This is a genomic window from Sorangium sp. So ce1335, assembly GCF_051521615.1.
Lineage (GTDB): Bacteria > Myxococcota_A > Polyangia > Polyangiales > Polyangiaceae > Sorangium.
The window spans coordinates 11,077,039-11,101,314 of sequence record NZ_CP150363.1; the positions used below are offsets into that span (position 1 = coordinate 11,077,039).

Consider the following 24,276-nt stretch of genomic DNA (forward strand, 5'->3'; position numbering starts at 1 on the left):
GCTCGGCCTGGCATTCGTGTTGCTCTTCCCCGGGCAGCCGCCCCGGCGTGAGCCGCGCCGGCGTCAGCCGCCCAGGAAGCACATCACGGCGCGTCGTGCGCCCCTGCAGTGAAGGTCCGTCATGCACCTGCCCGGAAAAGAGATCCCCTGGAAGGATTTTCTGAACGACCTCAAGCAGGAGTGGGTCAAGGACAAAGTCGACACCGTCGCTGCTGCGCTGACCTTCTTCGGCGTCCTCTCGATCTTCCCGTTCCTGCTCTTCGCTGTCGCCCTCGCCGGCCTCGTCATCGATCCGGCCGAGTCGGCGCGGCTGATCAACGAGCTCTACCAGGTCGCTCCGCCGGCGGTGGCGAACATCCTGGGCGAGCGGCTCCACGCGCTGACCGAGGGCCAGAGCCCCGCGCTCCTGACGGTCGGCGCGCTCGGCGCCGTCTGGGCCGCCTCGGGCGGGGTCGTCGCGCTGATGGAGGCGCTCAACGCGGCCTACGGGGTCGAGGACAGCCGGTCGTTCCTCAAGCGGCGCGGGATTGCCCTCCTCGTCACGCTGGGCGCCGCCGTCCTCGTGACGATCGCCTCGGCGATCGCGGTCGCCACGCCGGCGATCGCGGAGCACCTCGGCCCGCTGGGGACGGTGATCCTCTGGCTGCGCGTGCCGGTCTCGATGCTCATCGTGATGGCGGTCCTCGCGACGCTCTACTACGTGCTCCCCGACGTCGAGCAGAGGTTCAAGTTCATCACCCCCGGCTCGGTCGTGGCGGTCGTGATCTGGGCGATCGCCTCGCTCGGCTTCTCGTTCTACGTCGGCCGGTTCGGCAGCTACGAGGTGAGCTACGGCGCGCTGGGCGGCGTCATCATCCTCCTGCTCTGGATGTGGATCTCCTCGATGGCGGTGCTCCTCGGCGCCGAGATCAACGCGATCATCGAGCACCGCTCGCCCGACGGGAAGCGCACGGGCGCCAAGGACTGCAGCGACACGGGGGCGGACGTGCCAAAGACCGCGAAGGAGCAGGGCGAGGGCGTCGCGGGGCCGGCCGACGCCGCGCGCCCCCCGCGCGAGAAGGCCGCGGGCGGCGCGCTGCCCCACCCGATCCGCTCGAACCACCCGGACCTGCACGGCGGGAGGGCGTAGCGCCGATCCGCCCCCGTCCGGCGCTGGATTGCGCTGGACCGCGAGGACGCCGGAGGTGCGGTGTGAGGATCCCCGGCGTCCTCGAGAGTTGCCGCGCTGCGCGCCGCCTGGCGCGCCAGCGCCTCTGCTGGCCATCCTCCCCGCCTGCGCAGCGTCGCGTCGGCGGGCCTGACCTGTCCTGGAGCTCGTCTATGATGCCGCATCGACTCGCCTCGTTCCCCTCGCTGCTGGTGCTGCTCGGCGCGCTCGCCGCGGGCTGCCAGGGCTCCCAGAGCGGCGCGCCAACGACGCCGCCGCCGGTCGAGACCGGGAGAGGCACGGAGGCGGTGGGCGTCCAGGCCGAGGAGGACGCAGGGAGCGCCGGCGACCCGACCGGGGCCGGCGGCGCGCCGGCCCCGGGCGCCGCGCAGGGCTGCGGGGTCGACGGGCCGCTCATCAAGTACGTCGGGCAGAGCCAGGACGCGTGCGCGCGGATCCGCTTCGTGTGCGATCCCGGCTGGAGCTACTTCAGCGACGACTGCGGCTGCGGTTGCACGAAGCAGCCCTGAGCCGCGGCGGCCGCCGCCTGCGTCGCCCGCGCGGGCGACGCGGGCGCCGGAGGCGACCCGCGCGGCAGACGCGGGCGCCGGAGGCGACCCGCGCGGCAGACGCGGGCGCCGGAGGCGACCTGCGCGGGCGACGCGGGCGCCGGAGGCGACCCGCGCGGCAGACGCGGGCGTGCCTCGCGCGGCGCGGCGGTGGCGGCGGCGCGCCGGGTCGCGCCGGTCCACAAAAACACCTCGCCCTGGGCGGCCTGCGGCATCTAGCATCGGAGCCCGCATGCGCCCCCTCCTCATCGTGAATCCACGGTCCAGCGGCGGAAAGACGGGCAAGCTCTTCGACGGGATGCAGGCGCCCATCCGGCGCATCCTCGGCGACGTCGACGTCGTGCAGACCGAGCGCCCGCGGCACGCCGTCGACCTCGCGCGCGAGGCGGCGCTCGGCGGGCGCGAGACGGTCGTCGCGGTGGGCGGCGACGGCAGCGTGAACGAGGTCGTGAACGGCCTGATGCAGGCGCGCGACAAGGGCGCAACAGGGACCCGGCTCGGGATCATCGGCGCGGGCACCGGCGGCGACCTCTGCCGGACGCTGCGGCTGAACCACCGGCTCGACCGCTACTGCACGGCGATCGCGGGCGGCAGCGCGCGCCCGATGGACGTGGGCCGCTTCTCGTACGAGACGCACGACGGGCGGCGGGCCGAGGCGTTCTTCGTCAACGTCCTCTCCGCGGGGATGAGCGGCCTCGTGGATCAGATCGTCAGCGAGACGACGAGGGCGCTCGGCAACACGCTCGCGTACACGATGGCCTCGTTCCGGGGGCTCGTTCGCAGCCGCGTGGGCCGGGTGCGCTGCGTGGCGACGCTGCGCGGGGAGCAGCAGGAGCTGGAGCTCGCGACGCGCACGGTGGCGATCTGCAACGGCCGGTTCTTCGGCGCCGGCATGCAGGTCGCGCCGATGGCGCGGGCCGACGACGGCGTGTTCGACGTCATCGATCTGGGCGGCGCGCCCCACGTCCGCTTCGCGGCCGTGTCGACAGGCATGTACACGGGCGCGCACATCCGCCACCCGGACGTCCGTCACTTCCAGTGCGACCGCATCGAGCTCACGCTCCTGAACCGCGACGTCGAGCACGCATTCCTGCTCGACGTGGACGGCGAGCCGCTCGGGAAGCTGCCGATCACGGTCACGATGGAGCCGCGGGCAATTCAGGTCCTGGCGCCGGCCGATTGAGGGGGCGGCGAGGGCCCCCGCAACCCCAGGCGGCTCGGCTCGGGCCCCTCGTCGCGATGCGCGTGACATCGACCCCTGTATCCCCACACCGTCGCTTCGCCATCGCGAATCGACACGACGCAACAGGCCTCCTTCACGAGGCCCCTTCGGAGCGCTGTCCGCGGAGCGGCCACGCCGCGATCAGGATTGACGGCGCGCCGCCCCCTCTGTGAGATGGTGTTGCGTGGCGACGAGCGCGAAGCTCGCCGCACCAGCACGGCAAGGTGCTCCGAGGGCCGCATGCCCTCGTTCCCACGAGGAGATCGTCTCATGCGACATCGCAGCGCCATCTCGGGGCTCTTGCCCGCATGCGCAGCCCTGCTCATCTCGATGCCTGCGGCCGCGCAGTCCTGGACCTTCAGCTCGTTGAGCATCGCGCGAGGGAGCCACGGCGCCGCCGCGCTCCCGAGCGGGGAGGTGCTCGTCGTGGGCGGGTACATCGACCCGTCCACGTGGACAGCCAGGACCGTGGAGAGCTACAGCGCCTCGACGGGGAGCTGGTCCGTCTTCGGCGAGACCCAGGGCGACCATTACCTCAACGTGCACGCGCTGCCGCTCCATGACGGTCGGCTGCTCGTCGTCTCCATGGAGGCCCCCCTGGAGACGTACGATCCGGCGAGCGACACGTGGACGCAGTGGAGCGACGCATGGGTGTTCGTCTCCGACACCGCGGTCACGCAGCTCGCGGACGGGGACGGCTTCTTCGTGGGCGGCGCGATGGATCTCGACGACTGGGACACCACGCTCCGCTTCGACGCGGAGACCGGCGCGCTGCACACCCTCGCGCCGCTCGCCCAGGCGCGTCGCGCCCCCGCGGCGACGCTCCTCGCGGACGGCCGGGTGCTCGTGACCGGGGGCGTCTACTTCATCTGGGAGGACGAGCGCTTCAAGGAGCTCGCGGGCGCCGAGATCTACGATCCCGTCACCGACACCTGGACGGGCGCGGCGCCGATGCCGGAGGCGCGCTGGCGGCACGACGCCGCGCTCCTGCCCGACGGGCGGGTGCTCGTCACGGGCGGCGTGGGCAGGAGCTCGACCGCGATCTACGACCCCGCGACCGACGCCTGGACGGCGGGCCCCGCGATGGCCGGTGCGCGCTGGGACCACACGATGACCACGCTCCCGAGCGGGCGCGTCGTGGTCGTCGGAGGCGGCGACGCCGGGGCGAGCGTGGAGCTGTACGATCCCGCGACCGAGAGCTTCACGGCGCTCCCCTCGCTGTCGGTGGGTCGGTCGGGCCACACCACCACGTACATCCCCGGCAAGGGCCTGCTCGTCGTCGGCGGCGGCAGCGCGGAGCTCTACGGGCTCCACCAGACGCCCGAGGGCCACGCCTGCGTCATCACCGAGGAGTGCGCGAGCGGCACGTGCGAGGGAGGGCTCTGCGTCGACGGCAGCGGCTCGTCGGGCGGCGGCGCGGGTGGCCCCGGGGGTCCCCCGGTGGGCGGCGGGTGCTCGCTGCCCCTCCTCGGTCTCGACGCCTCCTACGCTGGCGCAGCCTGCCTCCTCTTCGCTCCTGGGCTCTTCGTGCGGCGGCGGAGGCGGTCCTCCGCCGGCTCCCAACCACCTCGCCCGCCGCGCTGACCCGCGCCGCCACGGCCTCCCCCCGGCGCGGGCGGACCGAGCACCCGCAGCGGCGGCGCGGTTCGACGCGCCCCGTCATCTCCGTTGCTGCGGCGCGCCGCCTCCCCGACGACGTCGCTCCCGCAGCGCGGCGTCCGACCCGCCTGTCCCCTCGCCGCCCTCTCGTGGAGCCCGTCGAGCCCGCGGCGCAGCGGTGATAAGGGATCTCGCATGAGCTTCATCGATTCTTCTGCGGGCGAGCTCGCCCCGGGCTCGTCCGCGGCGCGCGGCTCCTCCGCGCCCCGGTTGCTGGTCGTCGGGTGCGGCGGGATCGGCGGCATCACCGCCGCGCACCTGTTCGAGCAGGGCCACGACGTCACCGCGTTCACGACGAACCCGATCATCGCGGACGCCATCAACGCCACCGGCTTCCGGGTGCGCGGCGAGGCGAGCCCCGGCACGGTGCGCGGCCGCGCCGTGCGCGAGCTCGGCCCGGACACCCGGCCGTTCGACTACGTCCTCCTCGCCACCCAGCCGCCGCAGGTCGAGGAGGCCGCGCGCGGCGTCGTCGCGCACCTCGCCCCGACGGGCGCGATGCTCTGCCTCCAGAACGGCCTCTGCGAGGAGCGCATCGCCCGCATCGCCGGCCCGGAGCGCACCTTCGGCGGCATCGTCGCGTGGGGCGCCTCCATGGTCGAGCCCGGCGTGTACGACCGCACCTCGAGCGGCGGCTTCGTCCTCGGCCGGCTCGACGGCGCGAGCGACCCCCGCCTCCACGAGCTCGCGCGCATCCTCGAAGCGATCGGGCCGACCACCGTCACGGACAACCTCGCCGGCGCGCGCTGGTCGAAGCTCGCCATCAACTGCGCGATCTCGTCGCTCGGCACCATCGGCGGCGACCGCCTCGGCGCGCTCCTCAGGCACCGCTTCGTCCGCCGCCTCGCGCTGGAGGTCATGACCGAGACCGTGCAGGTCTCGCGCGCGCTCGGCGTGCGCCTCGAGAAGGTCGCGGGGACGCTCGACCTCGACTGGATCGCGCTCACGGACGCCGAGCGCACCGCGGCCGGCTCGCCGGGGCTGTTCGCGAAGCACGCGCTGCTGCTCGCGGTCGGCGCGCGCTACCGCCGCATGCGCTCCTCGATGCTCGCCGCCATCGAGCGCGGCCGCCCGCCGGCCGTCGATTTCCTGAACGGCGAGGTCGTCACGCGCGGCGCGGCGCTCGGCGTCGCGACGCCCATCAACGCCGCCGTCCGCGAGGAGGTGCTCGCGATCGCGGCGCGCCAGCGCAAGCCGAGCCTCTCGCTGCTGCGCGCGCTGTTCGACCGGACGCGCGGGCTCGTCGGCGCCCCGCCGTCGAGCCGGCCCCCGGCCGCGCCGCACGAGCCGCCCGCGGCGGTCGAGGGCCCCCAGGCGGCCGCCGACGCCCACGCGGCCGCGCCGCCAAGGACCTCCGCGGCACCCGTCGACGACCAGGCGGCCGGGCCGCACGAGCCGACGTCCGCGGTGGCAACGAACGCCCAGGGTGGTCACGAGGACGTCTAGCGCGCCGCGCACATCGCAGACGGAAAAAGCGCCAGGACACCTTGGTCTCACCGACAGTTGTCCTGGCCCTCTCTGGCGACGGCGCCGCTCGAGCGCCCTGCGCCGTCGCGGCGCGGCGCTCTTTGTCGCGCCGTGGCGTCGAAGTTCGGTAGCATCGGGCGTCTCTTCCTGTGGATCTCCAGGAGGTCCCTCGACGAGGAGCCCTCGCATGACGCACTCCCCGCTCGCACTCTCCGCCCGGCGCGGCGCCTCGCGCCGTGGCCGTGTTCCCCTCTTGCTGCTCGCCGCGCTCGCCGCGCTCGCCGCGTGCGGCGGCGACGACGATGGCGGCGGCGGCGGCAACGGGGCGGCCGGAGGAGGGGGCGGCGGCGAGGGCGGCGGCGGCGGCGGCCCCGTCATCGAGGAGCCGAACCGGTTCCGCATGCGCATCGACGACGCGGAGACGCCGTCGGTCACGCTCCAGCTCGACAGGCAGAAGGCGCTCCAGGTCTTCGGCGAGGACGGCGCGAAGCAGATCACCGTCCTGAACGTCGACACGACCGGCCTGCTCCGGAGCGCGCTCGAGCAGATCCAGGACGCGTGCGGGACCGCGTGGAGGAACGACAGCGCGGACCCCGGCCACGACTGCACGCTCACCCCGCTGGGCCAGAGCTTCGGGGCATTGTGGATGACGTCGCCGGAGTTCGCGCTCGTCCGCCTGCTCACGATGACGCCCGCCAACGCCAATGTGACCGGCACGTCGCTCGAAGGCTTGCAGCGGATCTTCAAGCAGAACCCCGACACCTTTGCGTTCGATTTCGCCGACGTCCTCGCCGACAGCATCACCCTCGATCTGGCGGTCCAGCCGGCCCCGACGGCCACGCGAACGAACCGGACATCCCCCTTCGTCCCCACCGACAAGCTCATCCTGGCGCTCCAGCAGCAGCTGCTCGCCACGCATCCGGCCATCTCCGATCCGGAGGGCGTGAGGATGCCCATCACGCTCCACGAGGCCCTGCACGACCTCGAGTCGCTCGACGAGAAGCTCGGCCCGGCCGGCGCTCATCCCGGCGTGCTCCGCCGTGACGACGCCTCGTTCACGACGAAGAGCGACGTGATTCAGCCCGATTTCTCGATGCGCGTCGTCGCCGAGTCCGGCCTGCGCAGGGTCTCCGGGATCGACCTGTCGAAGGGGGGCGGCGACATGTTCCTTCGCGAGGGCGACGCGCCCCTCCGGTTCGACTTCAACGACCCGGAGAGGCTCCAGATCACCGGCATCGCGCAGAGCCCGACCGTGGACATGCGGATCGCGCTGCGCGAGCTGCCCACCCGCGTGCCATCCTGCGTCGAGGCGCCTGCCTGCAAGGCAAACCGTCCCGACACGCCGGTCGGTACGGATACGGTGTGGACCGTCCCTCCGTTCCTGCTCGAGAGCATCGTGGGCACGGCCGCCTACCTCACGTACGGCGAACGCGCGCCCTTCATGGGGTGTTACTTCCAGCTGGACGGGTGCCAGGTCGGCGTCAACATGGGCCAGGGCGGCGACCCGCCCGGTTGGTCCGTCTTCAGCGCCAACCTCGGGAGCACGCCGCCCAGGGTCCCTGATCCCCAGTTCCTCTGGGAGCTGCTCACCGAGGTCGGGCAGGTCGCCATCCACGATCCGACCGGCGAGGGCATGCCCGACATCGAGGAAGGCGACGCCCAGCCTGTCTATGCGCTCCGCGGCGTCGGCATCGGCCTCACCGGCGAGGAGGTCACCGCCGCGCTGCGCGAGACGCTGCAAGGCCAGGCCGAGCAGATCGCGGAGATCATCCTGGGCCGGTACTGGGCCAACAGCGACGCGCTCGACTTCTTCTACAGCCGCGGCGAGCCGGGCGGCGCGCCGACCCTGTACTTCGTGGCAGAGGACGATCTCCGGCCCTCGGAACAAGGTGGGGACGCCCCGCGCGCCTACACCTACGAGCGCCCGGGCTTCTTCACGAGCCCTGATCTCGACGAGGGGAGCAAGGTATCGAAGAAGGAGCTCGACGGCCTCGCCGACACGGCGCACGAGAAATACAGGCTGCCGCCGGGCGAGACCACCCTGTACATGCAGGACGACGAGGCCGCCGTCTACGAGGTCCGCTTCCACGTGCCCGACACAAGCGATCCGGTGGAGATCACCGCCGACGTGAAGAGGCTCTGATCATGAAAGCGCGCCACAGCCCCCGCCCCGCGGTCCCCGCCCGCCGCCGGCTCTCCCGCTTCGGCCGCCTCGGCCCGCTGCTCGCCGCCGCGCTCTCCTCTGCGCTGCCCGCCTGCGTCGACGCCGTCACGGTGGAGCAGGCGCCGCCCCCGCCGGCGCTCGGCGTGAGGGAGAGCCGGACCCTCACGCTCGAGTTCATGCGGTTCGACGCGCGGGGCTTCGCCAAGACGCTCACGCTCGAGGAGCTGAGGGCCCTCCCGCGGCCCACGCTCGAGGGGATCTGGCTGCTCGATCTCGACGTCTCGACGCTCATCGAGAACGCGCTGCTCAAGGTCATGTACATGCCCCCGGCCGAGATCGCCGCGCTCCCCCCGGCGGCGCAGAACCTCGTCGGGCTCCTCAACATGACGCCGGAGAACGCCGACCTGCGCGGCACGAGCCTCGAGGGCCTTCTCGGCGTCGGGAACGCCGTCGGCATCCCGACGTCGAAGATCCTCTCCGACCTCGTGGGCGCGGCCGGCAACGAGCGGATCATCCCCGTCGAGATCACCGCGCAGGCCGTCCTCGAGAACCTCGTCAGCACGCACCCGAACACGAAGACCCGGAGAGGGCCGCCGACCGACGAGCACCCGGACGGCGTGTACCCGGTCGCGCCCCACTCCATCCCCGTCACCCTGTACGACGTCGTCACCGACTTCGCCGGCCTCGCCGGGCAGTTCGGCCCGGCCCCGCTCGATCCGGACGATCCGGACGGCGCGGAGCACCCCGGCTTCATCAAGGCGGCCTCGGGGGTGAAGGCGGCCCTCGACAGCTTCACCATGACGGTGAAGGTCAACGTCAACGCCCTCCCCTACAAGGGCGTCGACGCGACGGCGGCCGACGTCGCGAGCGTCAACAGCACGCCCGGGCAGATAGACACCCTCTTCGACTTCAGCGAGCCGGACTGGCTCGTCCTCGACGACCTCTCGAGGAACCTCAGCATCGGCGAGCTGACCCTCGCCATCCCGGAGAGTCCGATGCACCTGCCCGGCGGCACGAGCGAGGAGCCCGCGCCGCGCGGCGACTCGCCCGTGTGGGAACAGCCGCTGTGGGAGTTCGAGCACATCCTGGCGCGCGCCGGCGAGCTCAGGGCAGCGCAGATCGAGGACCATTGCTCCAGCTATGGCCCCCAGGGCACCTCCACGAGCGAGTTCCAGCCCGTCGAGGTCTGCATCGACGACGCCGGGTGGACCCGGATCAGCGTCGAGGACAGCGTCGTCCTCGAGGAGCCGCCTCCTTCGCCCTCGTATTTCTGGGACATCCTCCTCGAGGTGGCCCAGGCGCGGCTCCACGACGGCGGCCTCGCCGAAGGGGAGGCCGACATCGAGGTGACCCTCCGCGACGTCCCGGTCGGCGTGAAGACGGAGGATCTCGTCGCGAGCATCAAGGAGAACCTCGCGAACGATCCCGCGGTCCTCAAGGACATGGCGATCGAGCTCAACGACAACGCCGCCGGCGACGCGGATTTCTACCTGTACCAGCCGAGCACCGAGAGCGGCGTCGCGGGCACGCGGGATTACCTCTACTTCGTCGCGCCCGACGACATCCGCAAGGACGCCGAGGGCGCGCGCGTGCGCGACTACGCCTACGAGCGCCCGGGCTTCTTCGCCGACCCCGAGCTCACGAAGAAGGTGTCGACGACGGAGGAGATCGACGGCGACGCGCTCCACGAGAAGGTGGAGGTCGAGCCGGGAGATGCGCTGTACTTCGAGGACGACGAGGGGCGCCGTTACGAGATCAGGATCGGCGACAAGCCGAGCGCCCATCGTCTCTCGCTCACCCTCACCCGGCTGGAGTAGCCGGATCACCCCTTGTGAGGACGGTTCTCATGTCAGGAGCTCTGCCCACCCCGCGCGCGCGCGCCCGAGCGCGCGGCGCTCGACCGACAGGACGTGTACCCGCCGCGCTCGCGCTCGCGACAGGCGTCGTCTTCTGGACGGCGGGCGACGCGCGCGCCTCGGGCATCGACGCGCCGTGGGTGACGAGCGGCGTCTCGGGCCCCACGACGTCCGACGCCGCCGCCGTGTTCTGGAACCCGGCCGAGCTCGCCGGGGTCGAGCGGCCGGAGCTCCTCCTCGGCGCGGGGCTCATCGTCGGCCGCGCGACCTACGCGCGCGAGCGGCGCGGCGCCTACCAGACGCCGGACACGCTGGAGTTCAAGCTCCCGCTCGACCCGGCGAACGTCGACCCCGGCAAGACCGGCCCGGCCGAGGAGGTCTCGACGACGCCCGTCGCGCCGACCGGCAACGCGTTCTTCGCCTTCCCGACGATCCCGGATCGCCTGACGCTCGGGGTCGGCCTGTACGTGCCGTACGCCGCGGCGCTCAGCTTCCCGGACGGCCCGCAGCGCTGGCAGCTCCAGCAGGCGTTCATCGTCTCGACCTCGCTCACGCTGGCCGCCGGGGTGAAGCTGACCGAGCAGCTCTCGCTCGGCGCCGGCGTGTCGTACGTCGGCGGCGTCGCCGAGCTCTCGAAGGTGCAGGACTTCGCCGGCCTCCAGGAGTTCCGCGACGGCCTCGCCTACCTCAAGCAGGACAACGACTTCGGCCCGACGACGCCGTCCGAGCTGCGCGAGCTCGACGTCCTCGCGCGCCCCATCTCGCTCAAGCAGGCGATATCGCACGGCGCCTCGTTCCACGTCGGGCTCGCCTTCCACCCGAACAAGGATCTCCGCTTCGGCCTCACGTACCAGCACAGCGCCGCGATGCGGTACAAAGGCAAGTTCGCCATCGACATGGATCACCCGTTCTTCACGCAGGACCTGGCCGAGCAGGGCCTGCGTTACAAGCCCCTCGTCGAGGGCGACGCGGAGCTCTCGTTCACGCTCCCCAAGCGCCTCACCGCGGGCGTCGGCTACCGGGTGAACGACAGGCTCAGCGTCGATGGCCTCATGTCGTACGTGCTCTATTCGGACGTCGAGGCGTTCGTCGTCGAGGCCTCCTCACCGGATCTCGCCCAGCCGAAGCTCGGGATCACCGACCGCGTCACCGTGACCTTGCCGCGCAGGTGGAATGATACCGTGTGGCTGGAAGCCGGCGCCAAGTACCGGCTGAGCGAGGCGCTGCTCGCGACGGCGTCGGTCGGGTACCAGTCGCCGGCCTCGCCGGACAGCACGATCGACGTGGCGTCGCCGGACAACCACCGGCTGATCGGCGATGTCGGCGGGGTCCTCACGGTGAGCGATCGCGTCTCGCTCTCGGCCGATGTCCGCGTGCAGGGCATCTTGCCGCGCACGGTGACCACGTCGGACTACGACCTCGGCAACGGCACGTACACCCTGCTGCTCACGACGGTGGGCGGGCACCTGAAGGTCGTGTTCTGAGCGGGGTTCCCTCGCCGCGATCTCACGGCCCGCACAGCCCCGGGTTCGGCACCGGCGGCGCCGGGTACGCGTCCGTCGCGGCCTTCGCGAACTGGCACGGGAGATCGTCCGGCTTGCACCCCGCCTGCGAGATGCACTGGCCGTCCGCGTCCGTCCCAAGGCACAGGCATTCCTGATCCTCCGGATCGCATATCTCCACGAGCTCCATCATCCCCTCGTCCTCGTGGTTCAGCTTGTGGCAGTGCAGAACGAACTGCCCCGTGAACCTCCGCGGGTTCATGAGCACGTGGCGCGGCCCGTCCTCGATCTGCACCCACATCGTGTCTCGCCAGTGGGGGAAGTTGGGCTCCTTGTTCGAGTCGTTCGGGCACACGAGGAAGGGGTTGATGTGGATGTGGAACGGGTGGCCGTCGAACGCGCGGATCTCCCACCGCTCCGCGTTGCCGGCCGTCATCACCCGGTCGCTCCGGTAGCCCCGGAGCCGCCGGTCGTCGAACTTGCGGCAGCTGATGTTCGGATCCGGGCACAGGCACACCGGCGCGTCCTCGTCGATCGCGTGCGGGTGCGCCTCCGGATCGCACGACCTGAGCGCCACGTCCGAGCCGAGGTCGGGCGGCTGCTGCCCCGGCGTGGGCACGAGCAGCACCACCTTCTGGTGCACGGTATCGACCGAATCGCAGCTCACCTCGGCCACCTGCCCGTCGACCATGCCGGTCCACGACGTGGGCGGCGCCAGCGCGGCCACGTCCGCCTCGATTGGCATGTTCACCTCGGTGGGCTCCCCCGCGCTCCTCGTCACGTCGATGACCGCGATGACGCTCCCCAGGAGATCGTTCGGCCGCCGCCCGACGAGGCAGAGCGTCTGCTCCTGCTCCGGCATCTTCACCATCACGTCGACGCGGTACCCCGGTGACACCCACACCGTGTCGCTCCGGTAAAACTGCGGCAGCGTCAGCCCGTCGCGCGCGATCTGGGTCGTCTCGATGGGGGCCTTGTCGAAGTCGGAGCACGCCGCGTCCTTCGCGGCGTGGAGCTTCATCCCCATCTCGTCCGGGCTGCCGGCGTACACCATGCGCCAGCGCTCCACCTGCCCGGGCGGCGTCACGATCCGCGGCCTGAGCTTGCCATTGATCAGCGTGGCCCGGAGCGTCTCGACCGCGAGGAAGTCGGTCACCGACAGGTTGTCCTCCGTGCAGTCCTCTCCCTCTCCCAACGGCACCGTGTTCTCGTGATCGATCGGCACCTGCGTCATGACCATGACCCGCTCCCTGGCCCTGGCGATGCCGGGCAGCGCGTCGAGCGGCCCCTCGATGACGAACGCGCCGGCGGCCCCGTCCATCACCTGGATGGCCGTCGCGCCGTGGATGTGCGGGTGGTACCAGTCGGTCCCCTCGTGATGGATCCCGTCCTCATCCAGATCCCATCGGTACCGGGCGCTCTCCCCCGGCCCCACCGCGTGGAGCACGTGGTCCCCGAAATACCGCCCGCCGGGCGCGCAGCCGTCGCCCTCGCACGGGTCCGCCGGATCGTCGGTCGCGAAGTTCGGCTGCACGTGCAGTCCGTGCCCGTGCAGGTTCGTCAGGTTGAAGTCGTGACACGACCTCGCCCCGTGCCCCATCATGCTCGCGATCTCGCGGAAGTCGCTCCGCGTGAAGTCGTTGTGCAGGGTCACGTGGACCCGGCGATCCTCGCCCTTCGGGACGCGGATCGTGGGCCCGCTCGTCATGCCGTTGTAGGCGCGGAGACAGAACCGCCGCCCGCCGATCTCGACGGCGCTCGGGCCGAAACGGAGCTCGAACGCCCCGTCCGGGCCAGGCCGGAGCTCGGGGGGATCCTCGTAGGGCGTCGTCGGCGGCGGCGCCGCGCCTGTCGCTTCCCCTCCCCCACAACCCGTGATCACCGCGGCCCAGAGGGCCAGCGCGGCGAGCGATCCTGCGCGCGCGAGCGCGGCCTTCGCATCTCGTACCATCGGCGTCTCTCCTCCAGGAGCGACGCTATCCATCCGCGCCCGAGCGCGATGGCCGAAGACGGTCACCCCTGGCTAGAATGTGGACAGTGGCAGGGTCGTTGGACCTCGAAGAGCTGCGCGCCTTCCTCGCCGTCGTCGAGGCCGGCTCGTACCTGGGCGCCGCGCGCGCGCTCGGCACGTCGCGCACGACGCTCCGGCGCCAGGTCGCGGCGCTCGAGGCGCGCGCCGGCGTCCCGCTGATCGAGAGCGTGCGCCAGGGCGTCCAGCCGACCGAGGCGGGGCAGGTGCTCGCCGGCAGGGGGCGCGGCATGATGCAGGAGGCCGCCGCGCTGCTGGCCTCGATCCGCGAGGTCGGCGACGCGCCCTCGGGCACCCTGCGCGTCGTCCTGCCCGTGGGGATGCCGCCGCACGTGCTCACGCCGCTCTTCGCCGCCATGCGCCGAGCGTACCCGCGGCTCCGCTTTCATTGCCGCTTCAGCAACGACCCGATCGGAGAGGCGCTGACGGACATCGACATCGCGGTCCACCTCGGGGAGGACGCGCCGCGGGGGCACTGGATATCGCACGTCGTCCTGCGCGCCCGCGAGCGGCTGATCGCCGGCCGCGCGTACCTGGAGCAGCGCGGCGCCCCGCGGTCGATCGACGACCTGAGGCACCACGAGCTGTTCGCGTGGCAGGCCCCCGGCGAGGACGCGCGCGTCTGGCGGACGTGGCGCGGCGCGCCCTTCACGGTCGAGCCGTCCCTCATCGCCACGGACATCCATTTCATCCGCCACTGTTGCATCGCCGGCCTCGGGATAGGCCTCGTCCCCGACGCGCTCCTGCCCGATCCCGGCGTGGGCCCGGACGCGCTCGTCCCCGTCCTCCCCGAGGTCGTCGGGCAGGAGCGGCCGGTGCGGCTCAGCGTCCCGGAGATGCTCTCGGAGATCCCCAAGATCAAGATGGTCATCGACCACGTGCGCGCGTTCCTCGCGCCCCGTGAACCGAGGACGAATCGTGGGTGAACCGTCGGTAAACCGTGGATGGACCGAGGGTGGGCCGCCGGTGAGCCGCGCGTGAGCCAAGGAGGGCAAGGTCCACGAAGCCCGCGCTCCGAAGAGCGCTCTCCCGGACAGCGGGACATTGCTCCCGAGCGCCGGAGCTTACGCCGCGCCGGAAGGTGATACTAGAGTAGCCGGATGGTCTCCCCTGCAGGCGGGGTGCGCGCCGCCCCCGCGAGCTCCGACGAGCCCGTCCTCCGCGTCCGCGACCTCCACAAGGCGCACGCCCTCGGCGCGACCCCGATCGAGGTGCTCCGCGGCGTCGACCTCGACATCCACGCCGGCGAGATGTGCGCGATCATGGGCCCCTCCGGCGTCGGCAAGAGCACGCTGCTCTCGTGCGTCGCGGGCCTCGAGTCCCCCGACCGCGGCGAGGTGCGCGTGCTCGGCGAGGACATGGCCGCCCTCGACGAGCACGGCCGCACCCTGCTGCGCCGCCGCCGCATCGGCATCGTCTACCAGTTCTTCAACCTCGTCCCGACGCTCACCGGCTACGAGAACATCGTGCTGCCGTACCTCATCGACGGCGCCGCGCCGGACCACGACGCCGCCTCGCGCATGCTCGATCGGGTCGGCATGCGCGCCCGCGCCGAGCACCTGCCGTCGCAGATGTCCGGCGGAGAGATGCAGCTCATCTCCATCGCCCGCGCCCTCGTCCGCCGCCCCGCGCTCGTGCTCGCCGACGAGCCGACGGGCAACGTCAACGTCGCGACGGGCCGCCGCATCATGGCGCTGCTCGCCGACGCCCTCCACGAGGCCGGCAGCGCGATGCTCCTCGTCACGCACAACGCCGAGGACGCTGCCCGCGCCCACCGCGTCGTGTTCATGCGCGACGGCCTGCTGCTGCACGACGCCGCCCTCGCGGGCCCCGCCGTCACGTCGGCCGCCGTCCACGACCGCCTGAAGGAGCTCGGCATCTGAATGTTGCTCCTCCTCCGCGCCCTCTTCCAGCCGCTCGTCCGGATGCTCGCGCTGCGCAACTTGCGCGCCGACCGCTTCGGCGCCATGGCCGCCCTGCTCGGCGTCGCCCTCGGCGCGGCCACGGTCAACGTCGTCCTCATCCTCGACGTCGGCACGCGCGCCGTCGAGGCGAAGAGCTTCGTCACGAACCCCGATCTGCCCGTCTTCACCGAGCAGACGGTCACCCTGCGCGGCCTCCGCCCCGACGGCCAGCCCACCGCCGCGGCCGACGCGCAGGAGGAGACGCACGAGGACTACGAGATCATGCGGTCCGCGATCCGCCTCGGCTCGCTCTCCGCGTTCCTCGTCGGCGCGCTCATCGTGTTCTTCACCTTCAACGTCGCCGTCGAGCGCCGCCGCCGCGAGATCGCGCTCCTGCGCAGCGCCGGCGCCCTGCCCCCGCAGGTCGCCGCGGTCTTCGTCCTCGAGGCCCTGCTGCTCGGCGTCGGCGGCGCGGCGCTCGGCCTGCTCGCGTCGATCCCGCTCGCGTACCTCGCCGCCAAGGCGGGCATCACGACGACCGGCCGCGCGCGCATCCCGCTCCACGCCATCCGCCTGCCGTGGAGCGCGATGCTGCTCGTCTGCGGGACGGGCGCCCTCACCGCGCTGCTCGGCGTGCTCCGCCCGGTGCGCGAGGCGCTCCGCGTCGACATCGCCCGTGCCCTGCGCCCGCGCTTCCTCGAGGGCGGGGCCGAGCAGCGGCGCCGCATGCGGGGCGTCATGCTGCTCGCGCTGCCGTTCATGGTGCTCGTCTACGGCCTGCTGCGCCCCTTCTTCCGGCAGTCGGTCCCGCTGTTCGCCTTCTTCGTCTTCGAGGCGGGGCTCGTCTGCGCGGCGTTCCTCGCGGCGATCGTGTTCGTGCCCGACGTCGTCGCGCGCCTCGGGGCGCTCGCCGTGCGCCTCGCGCCGCGCCGCTGGGCGGCCGAGCGCCTGCTGCTCCAGCGCCGCGTCGAGCACAGCGGGCACGAGCTCGCCTGGAGCGTCGGCGGCGTGATGATGGTCTTCGCCCTGCTGCTCGCGCTGCACATCGCCACGGCGGCGCTCAAGCAGGAGGTCTCGGCCTGGGCCGGCCGCGCGCTCGCGCCGTACACGTTCTTCTACCCGGACGAGCCGCTCGGCCACGCCGAGCGCATGCTGCCGCACCTGCCCGAGCGCCTCGTCGCGGCGCGGTTCTCGAGCCGCACGCCGTGGCCGAACGTCGTCCATGCCGTCCCCGCCGACGAGCTCCGCGCGCTCGCCGAGGCAACTGGGCGCCCCGAGTCGATCGCGCTGAGCCGCCGCTTCGGCCCTGGTAAGGCGATCGTCTCGACGATGATGGCCCGCCGCTTCGACGTGGGCCCCGGCGACAAGCTCGAGGTGGGCGGCCGCGCCGGCGCGCGCCGCTTCGAGGTGGTCGGCGTGACCGACGACCTCGGCTACGTGCACGCGCCCGGCGCGTACCGCAACCTGCGGACCTACGCGGTCATCGAGGCGGCGGACTTCCCCGTCATCTCTCCGTACGCGACCGCGATCGGGCACACGGTGGCGGTCGCCGACCCGGTGACGGGCGCGGCGGCGGCGGGGGGCGGGCCGGAGACGCCGCCGTGGGGCGAGCTGCTCGCGGGCGTGCCGCAGGCGCGCGGCGTGCGGATGCAGACGGGGGTCGAGATCGAGGCGGTGCGCCGGAAGGCGACGGGGCGCGACTTCGTGATCTTCGACATGATCCTCGGCTTCACGACGGTGCTCGCGGCGATCGGCGTGGCGAACCAGATGGTCCTGGCGCTGCACGCGCGCCGGCGGGAGCTCGCGCTGCAGCGGGTGCTCGGGATGACGGCGGGGCAGGTGCGGCGGATGGTGCTGATGGAGGGGGCGCTCGTCGGCGCGCTGGGCGGGCTGCTGGCGGTGCTGCTCGGGGTGCCGCTCGGGTCGGCGGCGCTCGGGGCGCTCCGCACGGTGTCGACGTTCGAGGTCGAGTTCAGCATCCCGCCGGAGTACGGGGTGCTCACGGCGCTGGGGGCGACGGCGGTGGCGCTGGGGGCGTCGTTCTATCCGGCGCGGAGCGCGGGGCGGAGCAACGCGGCGGAGTCGGTCCAGTACGAGTAGGGGTGGGGGCGTCCGCCCCCGGGGGGGTCCGAGCTGCCCGGCCCCCGGAGAGGGTGTTCGCCGGGCGGGGTGGGGGCCCCGCCGAACTCGGCTGAGACATTGCCCATCCGGCAAGCCGGATGAGCAATGTCTCAGCCTCACACATCGGCCCATCCCCCACCCCGCCCAGCGAACACGAACCCGCGGGTGATGCTCGAGCAGATCCTCTGGATGATGCCCGAGGAGAGGCGCCCGTTCATCGGCGTCGAGCCGCGCGCCCCCGCGGAGATCAGCCAGATACCGCCGTTCCGGCCTTGACCCGAGGTCGCTACCGCCCCTGGCGACGTGCCGCGAACGAGGGTGTCGTCACCGGAGCTTGGCGAGGAAGATGTCGTGTCCCTGGCTCGTCAGCGTGCTGGCGCCAAACGTCACGCTGCCGCTGAAGTGACCGGTCAGGTAGGGCTGCCCCGCGGCGTCGAGCGCGGCGCCGAACACGACCTGCTGTTGAGGCCCCCCGAAGCCAGAGCTCTGGATGTGGGCGCCCCTCGGGTCGAGACGAGCCATGAAGATGTCCGCACCGCCAGCGCTCGCCAGCGGGCCTCCACCGAGATCCAGCGTGCCGTCGAAGCTCCCGCCCATCACGAGGTTGCCGGCCCCGTCGACGCTGATCGTCCTTCCGACCTCGCTGGCCGCCGAGCCCCACCGTGCGCTGAAGAGGTGGGCTCCGTCAGGGCCGAGCTTTACGAGAAAGACGTCCTCGGCTCCCGCGCTCACCAGCGGACCACCGCCGACGTCGACCGTGCCCGAGAAGCCCCCCGTGAGGAACAGGTTGCCGGCGCTGTCCACCGCGCCACCGTACGTGAAGATGCGCCCGGTCGCGCCGAGGCGCTTGCTCCACAGGGGGGCGCCCGTCGCGTTGAGCTTCGCCACGAAGGTCGCGACCTCGTCGCTGACGAGCGGGCCGCGGCCGAGGTCGAGGGTCCCCGTCCAGGAGCCGATCACGAACACGTCGCCTGCCCCGCTCGGCACGACCCGCGAGACCCGGTCGACCCGGTCGACGTCGCCGAAGCTCCGGCTCCAGAGATGGTTGCCCGCGGCGTCCAGCTTCGCGATGAACGCATCGCTGCTGGTGATGTCGCCGCGTGACACGACAGGGCCGCCGCCGAAGTCCGTCGCGCCGGACAGCGCTCCGCCGATGATGACGCTGCCGTCGCCGTCCACCGCCAGGCTGTGGCTGTTCATCGGAGCATCGGCGCCGAACCCCTTGCTCCAGACGTGACGGCCACCGGCGTCGTACCTGGCCACCCAGACGCCCCAGGGCATGCCCGTGAGCAGACCACCGCCGAGATCGACTTTCTCGTCATAGCTCCCTGTGGCGACCACTGCGCCCGAGGCGTCCAGAGCGATGGCGTCGCCGGTCGTGGTCCCCTCGACCCCCAGCCGCTTGCTCCAGACGTGATTCCCGGCGGCATTGTATTTCGCCAGCAAGGCGTTCATGTTGACCAGCGGGCGTGGGGTGGTGAGCGGACCGCCGCCGAGGTCGACTGTCCCTCGGAAGTTTCCGATGACGACCGCGCTTCCGGAGGCGTCCACCGCGATGTCGTGCGTCTCCTGAGGCTCGGCGTCCCCGAACCGCCTGCTCCAGATCGCGTCGAAGGCGACGCCGTGATCGCCTCCGCCCGTCGGTCCGGCGCCTGCTGCGCCCCCGCCGCCATCCCCTGCTGCGCCCCCGCCGCCATCCCCTGCTGCGCCCCCGCCGCCATCCCCTGCTGCGCCCCCGCCGCCATCCCCTGCTGCGCCCCCGCCGCCATCCCCTGCTGCGCCCCCGCCGCCATCCCCTGCTGCGCCCCCGCCGCCATCCCCTGCTGCGCCCCCGCCGCCGCCCGCGCCGGGACCTCCGCCGGGTCCCGCCGTGGCGCCCCCCTCGCCCGCTGCGCTCGCGGCGCCGGCGGTCCCCCCGCCCCCGCTGGGCGAACCGCCTGCCGCGCCCTGAGCGCCGCCACCGCCCTCGCCGCTGTCGCAGGCAGCGAACAAACAACCCACGAGCCAGAGCAACGCGAGACAGGTCCCTGGACGAGACATCGACACCATCGGCGTACCTCCCCGAACGAGACGCGAGACGGCCTCCCGGCTGCCGACGCTCGATCGACTGCCGCTTGGGTGCGTCCCTCCGCGACCACGTTCACCTCGCCACGCGCGACCCACCAGGCCCGAGGACCTCCGCCTCGTGGACCCATCGGCCGATCGAGGACAACGCACGTGAAGCGACTCCAGCGCTCACCGCCCGGCGCCCTCACATCCCCGGCCCCCGCCGCCGGGGCGCCGGTCGGCGCCGCGTCGTCGCCTCGGCGGCGAACGGCCTGTCGCCCGGGCGCAGCGCGCTGCGCTGCTCCGCGCCGAGCCGCTTCACCGCCGCCCGGAAGTCCTCGCGGGCCAGCCTGAGCCGGTTCTGGGCCGTGTTCTCGTTGATCTCCAGCTCGCGGGCGATCTCCACGACCGGGATGTCGAGCATGTCGTGCATCACCAGCATCACGCGCCGCTCGGGGGGCAGGCTGGCGAGCAGCGCGTCGATCACCTCGGCCCGCTCCGTCGCCTCCACCTGCTGCTCCAGGCGGGGGCGCCTGTCGACGCCGGCGAAGAGCGCGCTGCTCTGCAGGCCCACCGGGATCTCGCGGCGCCGGAACGCCCGCTGGCGGTAGTGCGTCAGCTGCCGCCACGCGATCCCGAAGAGCCACCGGTACAGCGGGTCCCACGCCCGCCGCGCCCGCAGCCCGCCGAGGTAGGGGAGCACCTGGCTCAGCGGCACGAACTCGTCGTCGGCGTCGTCGGCGTCGTCGCGCGCCCCCTGCGCCGCGCGCAAGAGCCGGCTCGCGTCGAAGCTGTCCAGGCGGCGGTAGGCGGCCATGAGGATGTCGTGCAGCACGTCCTCGCGATCGTGCGGCGCGACGCCATACCCGCGGAGCATCCTCCGAAGGAAGGGACCCCCCACCTCGAGCACCACAGCGAAGCTGCGATGTTTCTCCTGGAGGGCGTTATCTGATCGTGATTCCACATATAATTTTTACGAACGCTCATTCCGGGTCGTTTTGGATCCCGCCTCCACACGCCAAAACACCCGTGTTTTCCCGTGTTTTTTGTGTCTGGCGCGCGACTCGCCCCTGAGAGTCGCCCGCGGCCCGCCAGCCCTGTGCCCTCATGTCGGCCCCTGAATTCGATACCCGGTCATCACAAGCCGTGACCGGGTCGTCGGGTGTCGAGCAATTTGCGCGTTTCCCCCGGGGAAACGCGTGCGACGCGCCCCGCAGCCGCGCGATCTCGCCAGCGGGCGCGCCGGCCTCGGCCGCGCCTTTTCGGCGCTCACCGCCCACGCGTCCGCCCACCGCCGGCGCCTCGCCGGGCTCGACGGCGCCGCCGCGGCCCGCTCCGGAGCCCGCCCGCCGCCGCGCGATCTCGCCCGCGGGCGCGCCAGCGCCCCGCCCGGGCCGCCCCCTTGCCGATCGCCCCCCTGGCCCGTAGGGTGACGGCGCCGTGCCCCTCACCCAGCTCCGCCGCAGCGCCGGCGCCGCCCCCCGCGACCTCACCGCGTTCCTGCCGACCACCCGGGAGGAGATGCGCGCGCGGGGCTGGGACGCGCTCGACATCCTGATCGTCAACGGCGACGCCTACGTCGACCACCCCGCCTTCGGCGCGGCCATCATCGGCCGCTTCCTCGAAGGGCGCGGCTTCCGTGTCGGCATCATCTCGCAGCCCCGCACCACGGACACGAGCGACCTGCTCCGGATGGGCGTGCCCCGGCTCATGGTCGGGGTCACCGCCGGCAACCTCGACTCGATGCTGAACAAGCTCACCGCCCAGAAGAAGGTCCGCAGCGAGGACCAGTACTCGCCGGGCGGGCAGGTGGGCCTGCGCCCGAACCGGGCGTCCATCGTCTACGCCAACCTCTGCCGGCAGGCGTTCCCCGGCGTCCCCATCGTCCTCGGCGGCATCGAGGCGTCGCTCCGGCGCATCGCCCACTACGACTACTGGTCCGACCAGGTCCGTCGCTCGGTCCTCCTCGACGCCAAGGCCGACCTTCTCATCTTCGGCATGGGCGAGAAGGCCGTCTGGGAGGTCGCCGACCGCCTCCGCCGCGGCGAGCCCGTCCGCTCGATCCGCGACGTCCGCGGCACCGCCGTCCCGCTGCGCAAGGGCGAGTGGGAGAAGATCGAGGGCTCCCGCTACGTCGCCGACGGCAAGCCGGTGATCCTCCCGAGCTACGAGGAGGTCGCCGCGGACAGGCGCGCCTTCGCCGAGATGTCGCGCGCCTTCCAGTTCGAGACGAACCCCGGCAACGCGCGCCCCCTCCTCCAGGCGCACGGCGTCGAGGCGGTCTACTTCAACCCGCCCGCGTTCCCGCTGGAGACGGCGCAGATGGACGCGCTCTACGACCTGCCGTTCGCCCGGGTGCCGCACTGGTCGTACGACGCGCCGATCCCCGCCTACGAGACGGTGAAGCACTCGGTCGTCACGATGCGCGGCTGCTTCGGCGGCTGCACGTTCTGCTCGATCACCGAGCACGAGGGCCGCGTCATCCAGTCGCGCTCTGCGGAGAGCGTCCTGCGCGAGGTGCGGGCGCTCCGGCGCATGGACGGCTTCCGCGGCGTGCTCAGCGACCTCGGCGGGCCGACGGCGAACATGTACCAGATGCGGTGCAAGGACGAGGCGATCGAGAACGCCTGCCGGCGGCTCTCGTGCGTCTTCCCGGAGGTCTGCGAGAACCTGAACACCGACCACGGCCCGCTGCTCAAGCTGATGAAGGCGGTGCGCGAGGAGCAGGGGATCAAGAAGGTCTTCATCGCCTCCGGCGTGCGCTACGACCTCGCCGAGCGGTCGCCCGAGTTCATCGAGGAGCTCGCCGCGCACCACACCGGCGGCCAGCTCTCTGTCGCCCCGGAGCACAACAAGAAGGACGTGCTCGACAAGATGAAGAAGCCGGGCATCGAGAGCTACGAGCGCTTCGCCGAGCAGTTCCGGTGCGCGAGCGAGGAGGCCGGCAAGAACCAGTTCCTCGTGCCCTACTTCATCTCGGGGCACCCGGGCTCGACGCTCCGGGACATGGTCGACCTCGCGGTGTACCTGAAGAAGAACGGCATGCGGCCGCGCCAGGTGCAGGATTTCATCCCGACGCCGATGTCGATGGCCGCGTGCATGTACCACACGGGCATCGACCCGCTCACGCGCGAGCCTGTCTACACGGCGAAGGACCTGCGGGAGAAGAAGCTCCAGAAGGCGCTCTTGCTCTACTGGGATCCCGCGCACCACGACGAGGCGCGGGAGGCCTTGATCAAGGCGGGCCGCGGTGATCTCATCGGCACGAAGCCGCACAGCCTCGTGCCGCCGGCGGCCGGCAAGGGCGCGCCGCCGCGCTACCTTGCCCGGGTGCGCGGCGAGCGCCGGGGGAAGCCAGCCGATGCGACACACCGCCGAACTCGATAAGGACCGGACGTTCGCCGCGAAGCTCGGCGACCGCGGCCTGTTCCCGCACCTCGCGCCGCTCGTCTACGTGAACCACGCGGGGATCTCGCCCCCGTCGCGGCCCGTGCGCCTCGCGATGATCGCGCTGCTCGACGACTACGCCGCGCAGGGGGCGGCCGCGTTCCCGGCGTGGTTCGCGCAGCGGGCGCGGCTGCGCGGGAAGCTCGGCCGGCTCATCGGCGCCGCGGCGGACGACATCGCGCTCGTCCAGAGCACGACGCGCGGGCTGACCGACATCGCCCTGTGCTTCCCGTGGCGCCCCCGCGACCGGGTGATCCTGTTCGAGGGCGAGTTCCCGGCCAACGTGACCCCGTGGCAGCGCGCGGCCGCGATGTTCGACCTGGAGGTCGTCTTCCTGCCGCTCGGCGGCTTCGCGGACGGCAGCGGCACGGGCCTCGCCCGGCTGGAGGACGAGCTCCGGCGCGGCGCGCGGCTGGTCGCGGTGAGCGCCGTGCAGTTCCAGACGGGCCTCAGGATGCCGCTCGCCGCGATCGGCGCGCTCTGCCGCGCGCACGGCGCCGAGCTCTGCGTCGACGCCGTGCAGGCCGTCGGCGCGACGCCGGTCGACGTCGAGGCGGCGGGGGTCGACTACCTCGCGTGCGGCGGGCACAAGTGGCTGATGGGCCTGGAGGGAACGGGCTTCCTGTACATCCGCCGCGAGCGCCTGCCGGCGCTCCGCCCCGCGGTGGCGGGCTGGCTGAGCCACGAGGACGGCGTGAGCTTCCTGCTCCAGGGCCCTGGCAAGCTCCGCTACGACCGGCCGATCCGGCAGCGCGCCGACTTCGTGGAGGGGGGCAACCTCAACGCCGCGGGCTTCGCCGGGCTGGAGGCCGCGGTGGATCTGATCCTGCAGATCGGCGTCGAGCGGATCCACGAGCACGCGAACCGGTTCCTCGATCCGCTCGAGGAGGCGCTCCGCGAGCGCGGGTGGGAGAGCCTCCGCGCGGCGGATCCGGCGCTGCGGGGGTGCGCGCTCGGGGTGAGGCCGCCGGGCGGCGCGTCGGTCGTGGAGCTGCACCGCGAGCTCACGCAGCTCGGGATCGCGTGCGCCATTCCGGACGGCGTGCTGCGGTTCTCGCCGCACTGGCCGAACGCGCTGGACGAGTGGGAGCAGGTGCTGCTCTCGACGGACGAGGCGCTCGGGCGGGTCCGGAAGGGGTGAGG

General features: G+C 72.5%; 16 protein-coding genes. 13 read left to right on the forward strand and 3 right to left on the reverse strand.

The genetic code is table 11. From position 1 onward, the window contains the following. Window positions 1-121 precede the first annotated feature (121 nt). The 8 genes from WMF24_RS41510 (at window position 122) to WMF24_RS41545 (ending at window position 11,568) form a co-directional block, all read left to right on the forward strand. The gene (locus WMF24_RS41510; protein WP_437732992.1) at window positions 122-1,129 is read left to right on the forward strand and encodes a YihY/virulence factor BrkB family protein; all 1,008 of its coding nucleotides are present in this window, start codon (window positions 122-124) and stop codon (window positions 1,127-1,129) included. A 191-nt stretch (window positions 1,130-1,320) separates the two neighbouring features. Further along, the gene (locus WMF24_RS41515; RefSeq protein WP_437732993.1) at window positions 1,321-1,677 is read left to right on the forward strand and encodes a hypothetical protein; all 357 of its coding nucleotides are present in this window, start codon (window positions 1,321-1,323) and stop codon (window positions 1,675-1,677) included. A gap of 271 nt (window positions 1,678-1,948) precedes the next feature. Next, complete coding sequence (locus tag WMF24_RS41520) at window positions 1,949-2,899, forward strand: diacylglycerol/lipid kinase family protein (protein ID WP_437732994.1); 951 nt, start codon at window positions 1,949-1,951, stop codon at window positions 2,897-2,899. A gap of 309 nt (window positions 2,900-3,208) precedes the next feature. Further along, window positions 3,209-4,522, forward strand: coding sequence for a Kelch repeat-containing protein (locus tag WMF24_RS41525; protein WP_437732995.1), 1,314 nt, complete (start codon window positions 3,209-3,211; stop codon window positions 4,520-4,522). Window positions 4,523-4,732: 210 nt separating this feature from the next. Continuing rightward, window positions 4,733-6,043 (forward strand): ketopantoate reductase family protein, encoded by a 1,311-nt coding sequence (locus WMF24_RS41530; RefSeq protein ID WP_437732996.1) that lies wholly within the window; start codon window positions 4,733-4,735, stop codon window positions 6,041-6,043. Window positions 6,044-6,251: 208 nt separating this feature from the next. Continuing rightward, complete coding sequence (locus WMF24_RS41535; RefSeq protein WP_437732997.1) at window positions 6,252-8,207, forward strand: hypothetical protein; 1,956 nt, start codon at window positions 6,252-6,254, stop codon at window positions 8,205-8,207. A gap of 2 nt (window positions 8,208-8,209) precedes the next feature. After that, window positions 8,210-10,045 (forward strand): acetyltransferase, encoded by a 1,836-nt coding sequence (locus WMF24_RS41540; RefSeq protein WP_437732998.1) that lies wholly within the window; start codon window positions 8,210-8,212, stop codon window positions 10,043-10,045. A 29-nt stretch (window positions 10,046-10,074) separates the two neighbouring features. Beyond that, complete coding sequence (locus tag WMF24_RS41545; protein ID WP_437732999.1) at window positions 10,075-11,568, forward strand: OmpP1/FadL family transporter; 1,494 nt, start codon at window positions 10,075-10,077, stop codon at window positions 11,566-11,568. Window positions 11,569-11,590: 22 nt separating this feature from the next. Here the strand turns inward: WMF24_RS41545 and WMF24_RS41550 are convergent, their stop codons facing one another. Next, window positions 11,591-13,537, reverse strand: coding sequence for a multicopper oxidase family protein (locus tag WMF24_RS41550; RefSeq protein ID WP_437733000.1), 1,947 nt, complete (start codon window positions 13,535-13,537; stop codon window positions 11,591-11,593). Between the two features lie 77 nt (window positions 13,538-13,614). Here WMF24_RS41550 and WMF24_RS41555 point away from each other — a divergent pair, with 77 nt between their 5' ends. The 3 genes from WMF24_RS41555 (at window position 13,615) to WMF24_RS41565 (ending at window position 17,619) form a co-directional block, all read left to right on the forward strand. Next, the gene (locus tag WMF24_RS41555; protein ID WP_437733001.1) at window positions 13,615-14,541 is read left to right on the forward strand and encodes a LysR family transcriptional regulator; all 927 of its coding nucleotides are present in this window, start codon (window positions 13,615-13,617) and stop codon (window positions 14,539-14,541) included. 174 nt (window positions 14,542-14,715) lie between these two features. Next, on the forward strand, window positions 14,716-15,498 hold the full coding sequence (locus WMF24_RS41560; RefSeq protein ID WP_437733002.1) for an ABC transporter ATP-binding protein: 783 nt from the start codon (window positions 14,716-14,718) through the stop codon (window positions 15,496-15,498). Beyond that, window positions 15,499-17,619: an FtsX-like permease family protein gene (locus WMF24_RS41565; RefSeq protein WP_437733003.1), complete on the forward strand. Its 2,121-nt coding sequence runs from the start codon at window positions 15,499-15,501 to the stop codon at window positions 17,617-17,619. Between the two features lie 345 nt (window positions 17,620-17,964). On the opposite strand, the gene WMF24_RS41570 is transcribed toward WMF24_RS41565, so the two are convergent. Together WMF24_RS41570 and WMF24_RS41575 are read right to left on the reverse strand one after the other, a co-directional pair. Further along, window positions 17,965-19,095, reverse strand: coding sequence for a hypothetical protein (locus tag WMF24_RS41570; protein WP_437733004.1), 1,131 nt, complete (start codon window positions 19,093-19,095; stop codon window positions 17,965-17,967). A 796-nt stretch (window positions 19,096-19,891) separates the two neighbouring features. Beyond that, entirely contained in the window at window positions 19,892-20,563 is a 672-nt protein-coding gene (locus tag WMF24_RS41575; protein WP_437733005.1) for an RNA polymerase sigma factor, read from the reverse strand. Window positions 20,564-21,126: 563 nt separating this feature from the next. Between WMF24_RS41575 and WMF24_RS41580 the strand changes: the two genes are divergently transcribed. Continuing rightward, window positions 21,127-23,073 carry a YgiQ family radical SAM protein gene (locus WMF24_RS41580; protein WP_437733006.1) on the forward strand — a complete coding sequence of 649 codons (1,947 nt, stop codon included), beginning with the start codon at window positions 21,127-21,129 and terminating at the stop codon, window positions 23,071-23,073. Next, complete coding sequence (locus WMF24_RS41585) at window positions 23,048-24,274, forward strand: aminotransferase class V-fold PLP-dependent enzyme (protein WP_437733007.1); 1,227 nt, start codon at window positions 23,048-23,050, stop codon at window positions 24,272-24,274. Before WMF24_RS41580 ends, WMF24_RS41585 begins: the two co-directional genes overlap by 26 nt. Window positions 24,275-24,276 lie beyond the last annotated feature (2 nt).

Coding starts and splice junctions, on each gene's coding strand:
- WMF24_RS41510 (WP_437732992.1), top strand. CDS start 122: ATGCACCTGCCCGGAAAAGAGATCCCCTGGAAGGATTTTCTGAACGAC.
- WMF24_RS41515 (WP_437732993.1), top strand. CDS start 1,321: ATGATGCCGCATCGACTCGCCTCGTTCCCCTCGCTGCTGGTGCTGCTC.
- WMF24_RS41520 (WP_437732994.1), top strand. CDS start 1,949: ATGCGCCCCCTCCTCATCGTGAATCCACGGTCCAGCGGCGGAAAGACG.
- WMF24_RS41525 (WP_437732995.1), top strand. CDS start 3,209: ATGCGACATCGCAGCGCCATCTCGGGGCTCTTGCCCGCATGCGCAGCC.
- WMF24_RS41530 (WP_437732996.1), top strand. CDS start 4,733: ATGAGCTTCATCGATTCTTCTGCGGGCGAGCTCGCCCCGGGCTCGTCC.
- WMF24_RS41535 (WP_437732997.1), top strand. CDS start 6,252: ATGACGCACTCCCCGCTCGCACTCTCCGCCCGGCGCGGCGCCTCGCGC.
- WMF24_RS41540 (WP_437732998.1), top strand. CDS start 8,210: ATGAAAGCGCGCCACAGCCCCCGCCCCGCGGTCCCCGCCCGCCGCCGG.
- WMF24_RS41545 (WP_437732999.1), top strand. CDS start 10,075: ATGTCAGGAGCTCTGCCCACCCCGCGCGCGCGCGCCCGAGCGCGCGGC.
- WMF24_RS41550 (WP_437733000.1), bottom strand. CDS start 13,537: ATGGTACGAGATGCGAAGGCCGCGCTCGCGCGCGCAGGATCGCTCGCC.
- WMF24_RS41555 (WP_437733001.1), top strand. CDS start 13,615: ATGTGGACAGTGGCAGGGTCGTTGGACCTCGAAGAGCTGCGCGCCTTC.
- WMF24_RS41560 (WP_437733002.1), top strand. CDS start 14,716: ATGGTCTCCCCTGCAGGCGGGGTGCGCGCCGCCCCCGCGAGCTCCGAC.
- WMF24_RS41565 (WP_437733003.1), top strand. CDS start 15,499: ATGTTGCTCCTCCTCCGCGCCCTCTTCCAGCCGCTCGTCCGGATGCTC.
- WMF24_RS41570 (WP_437733004.1), bottom strand. CDS start 19,095: ATGAACGCCTTGCTGGCGAAATACAATGCCGCCGGGAATCACGTCTGG.
- WMF24_RS41575 (WP_437733005.1), bottom strand. CDS start 20,563: ATGCTCCGCGGGTATGGCGTCGCGCCGCACGATCGCGAGGACGTGCTG.
- WMF24_RS41585 (WP_437733007.1), top strand. CDS start 23,048: ATGCGACACACCGCCGAACTCGATAAGGACCGGACGTTCGCCGCGAAG.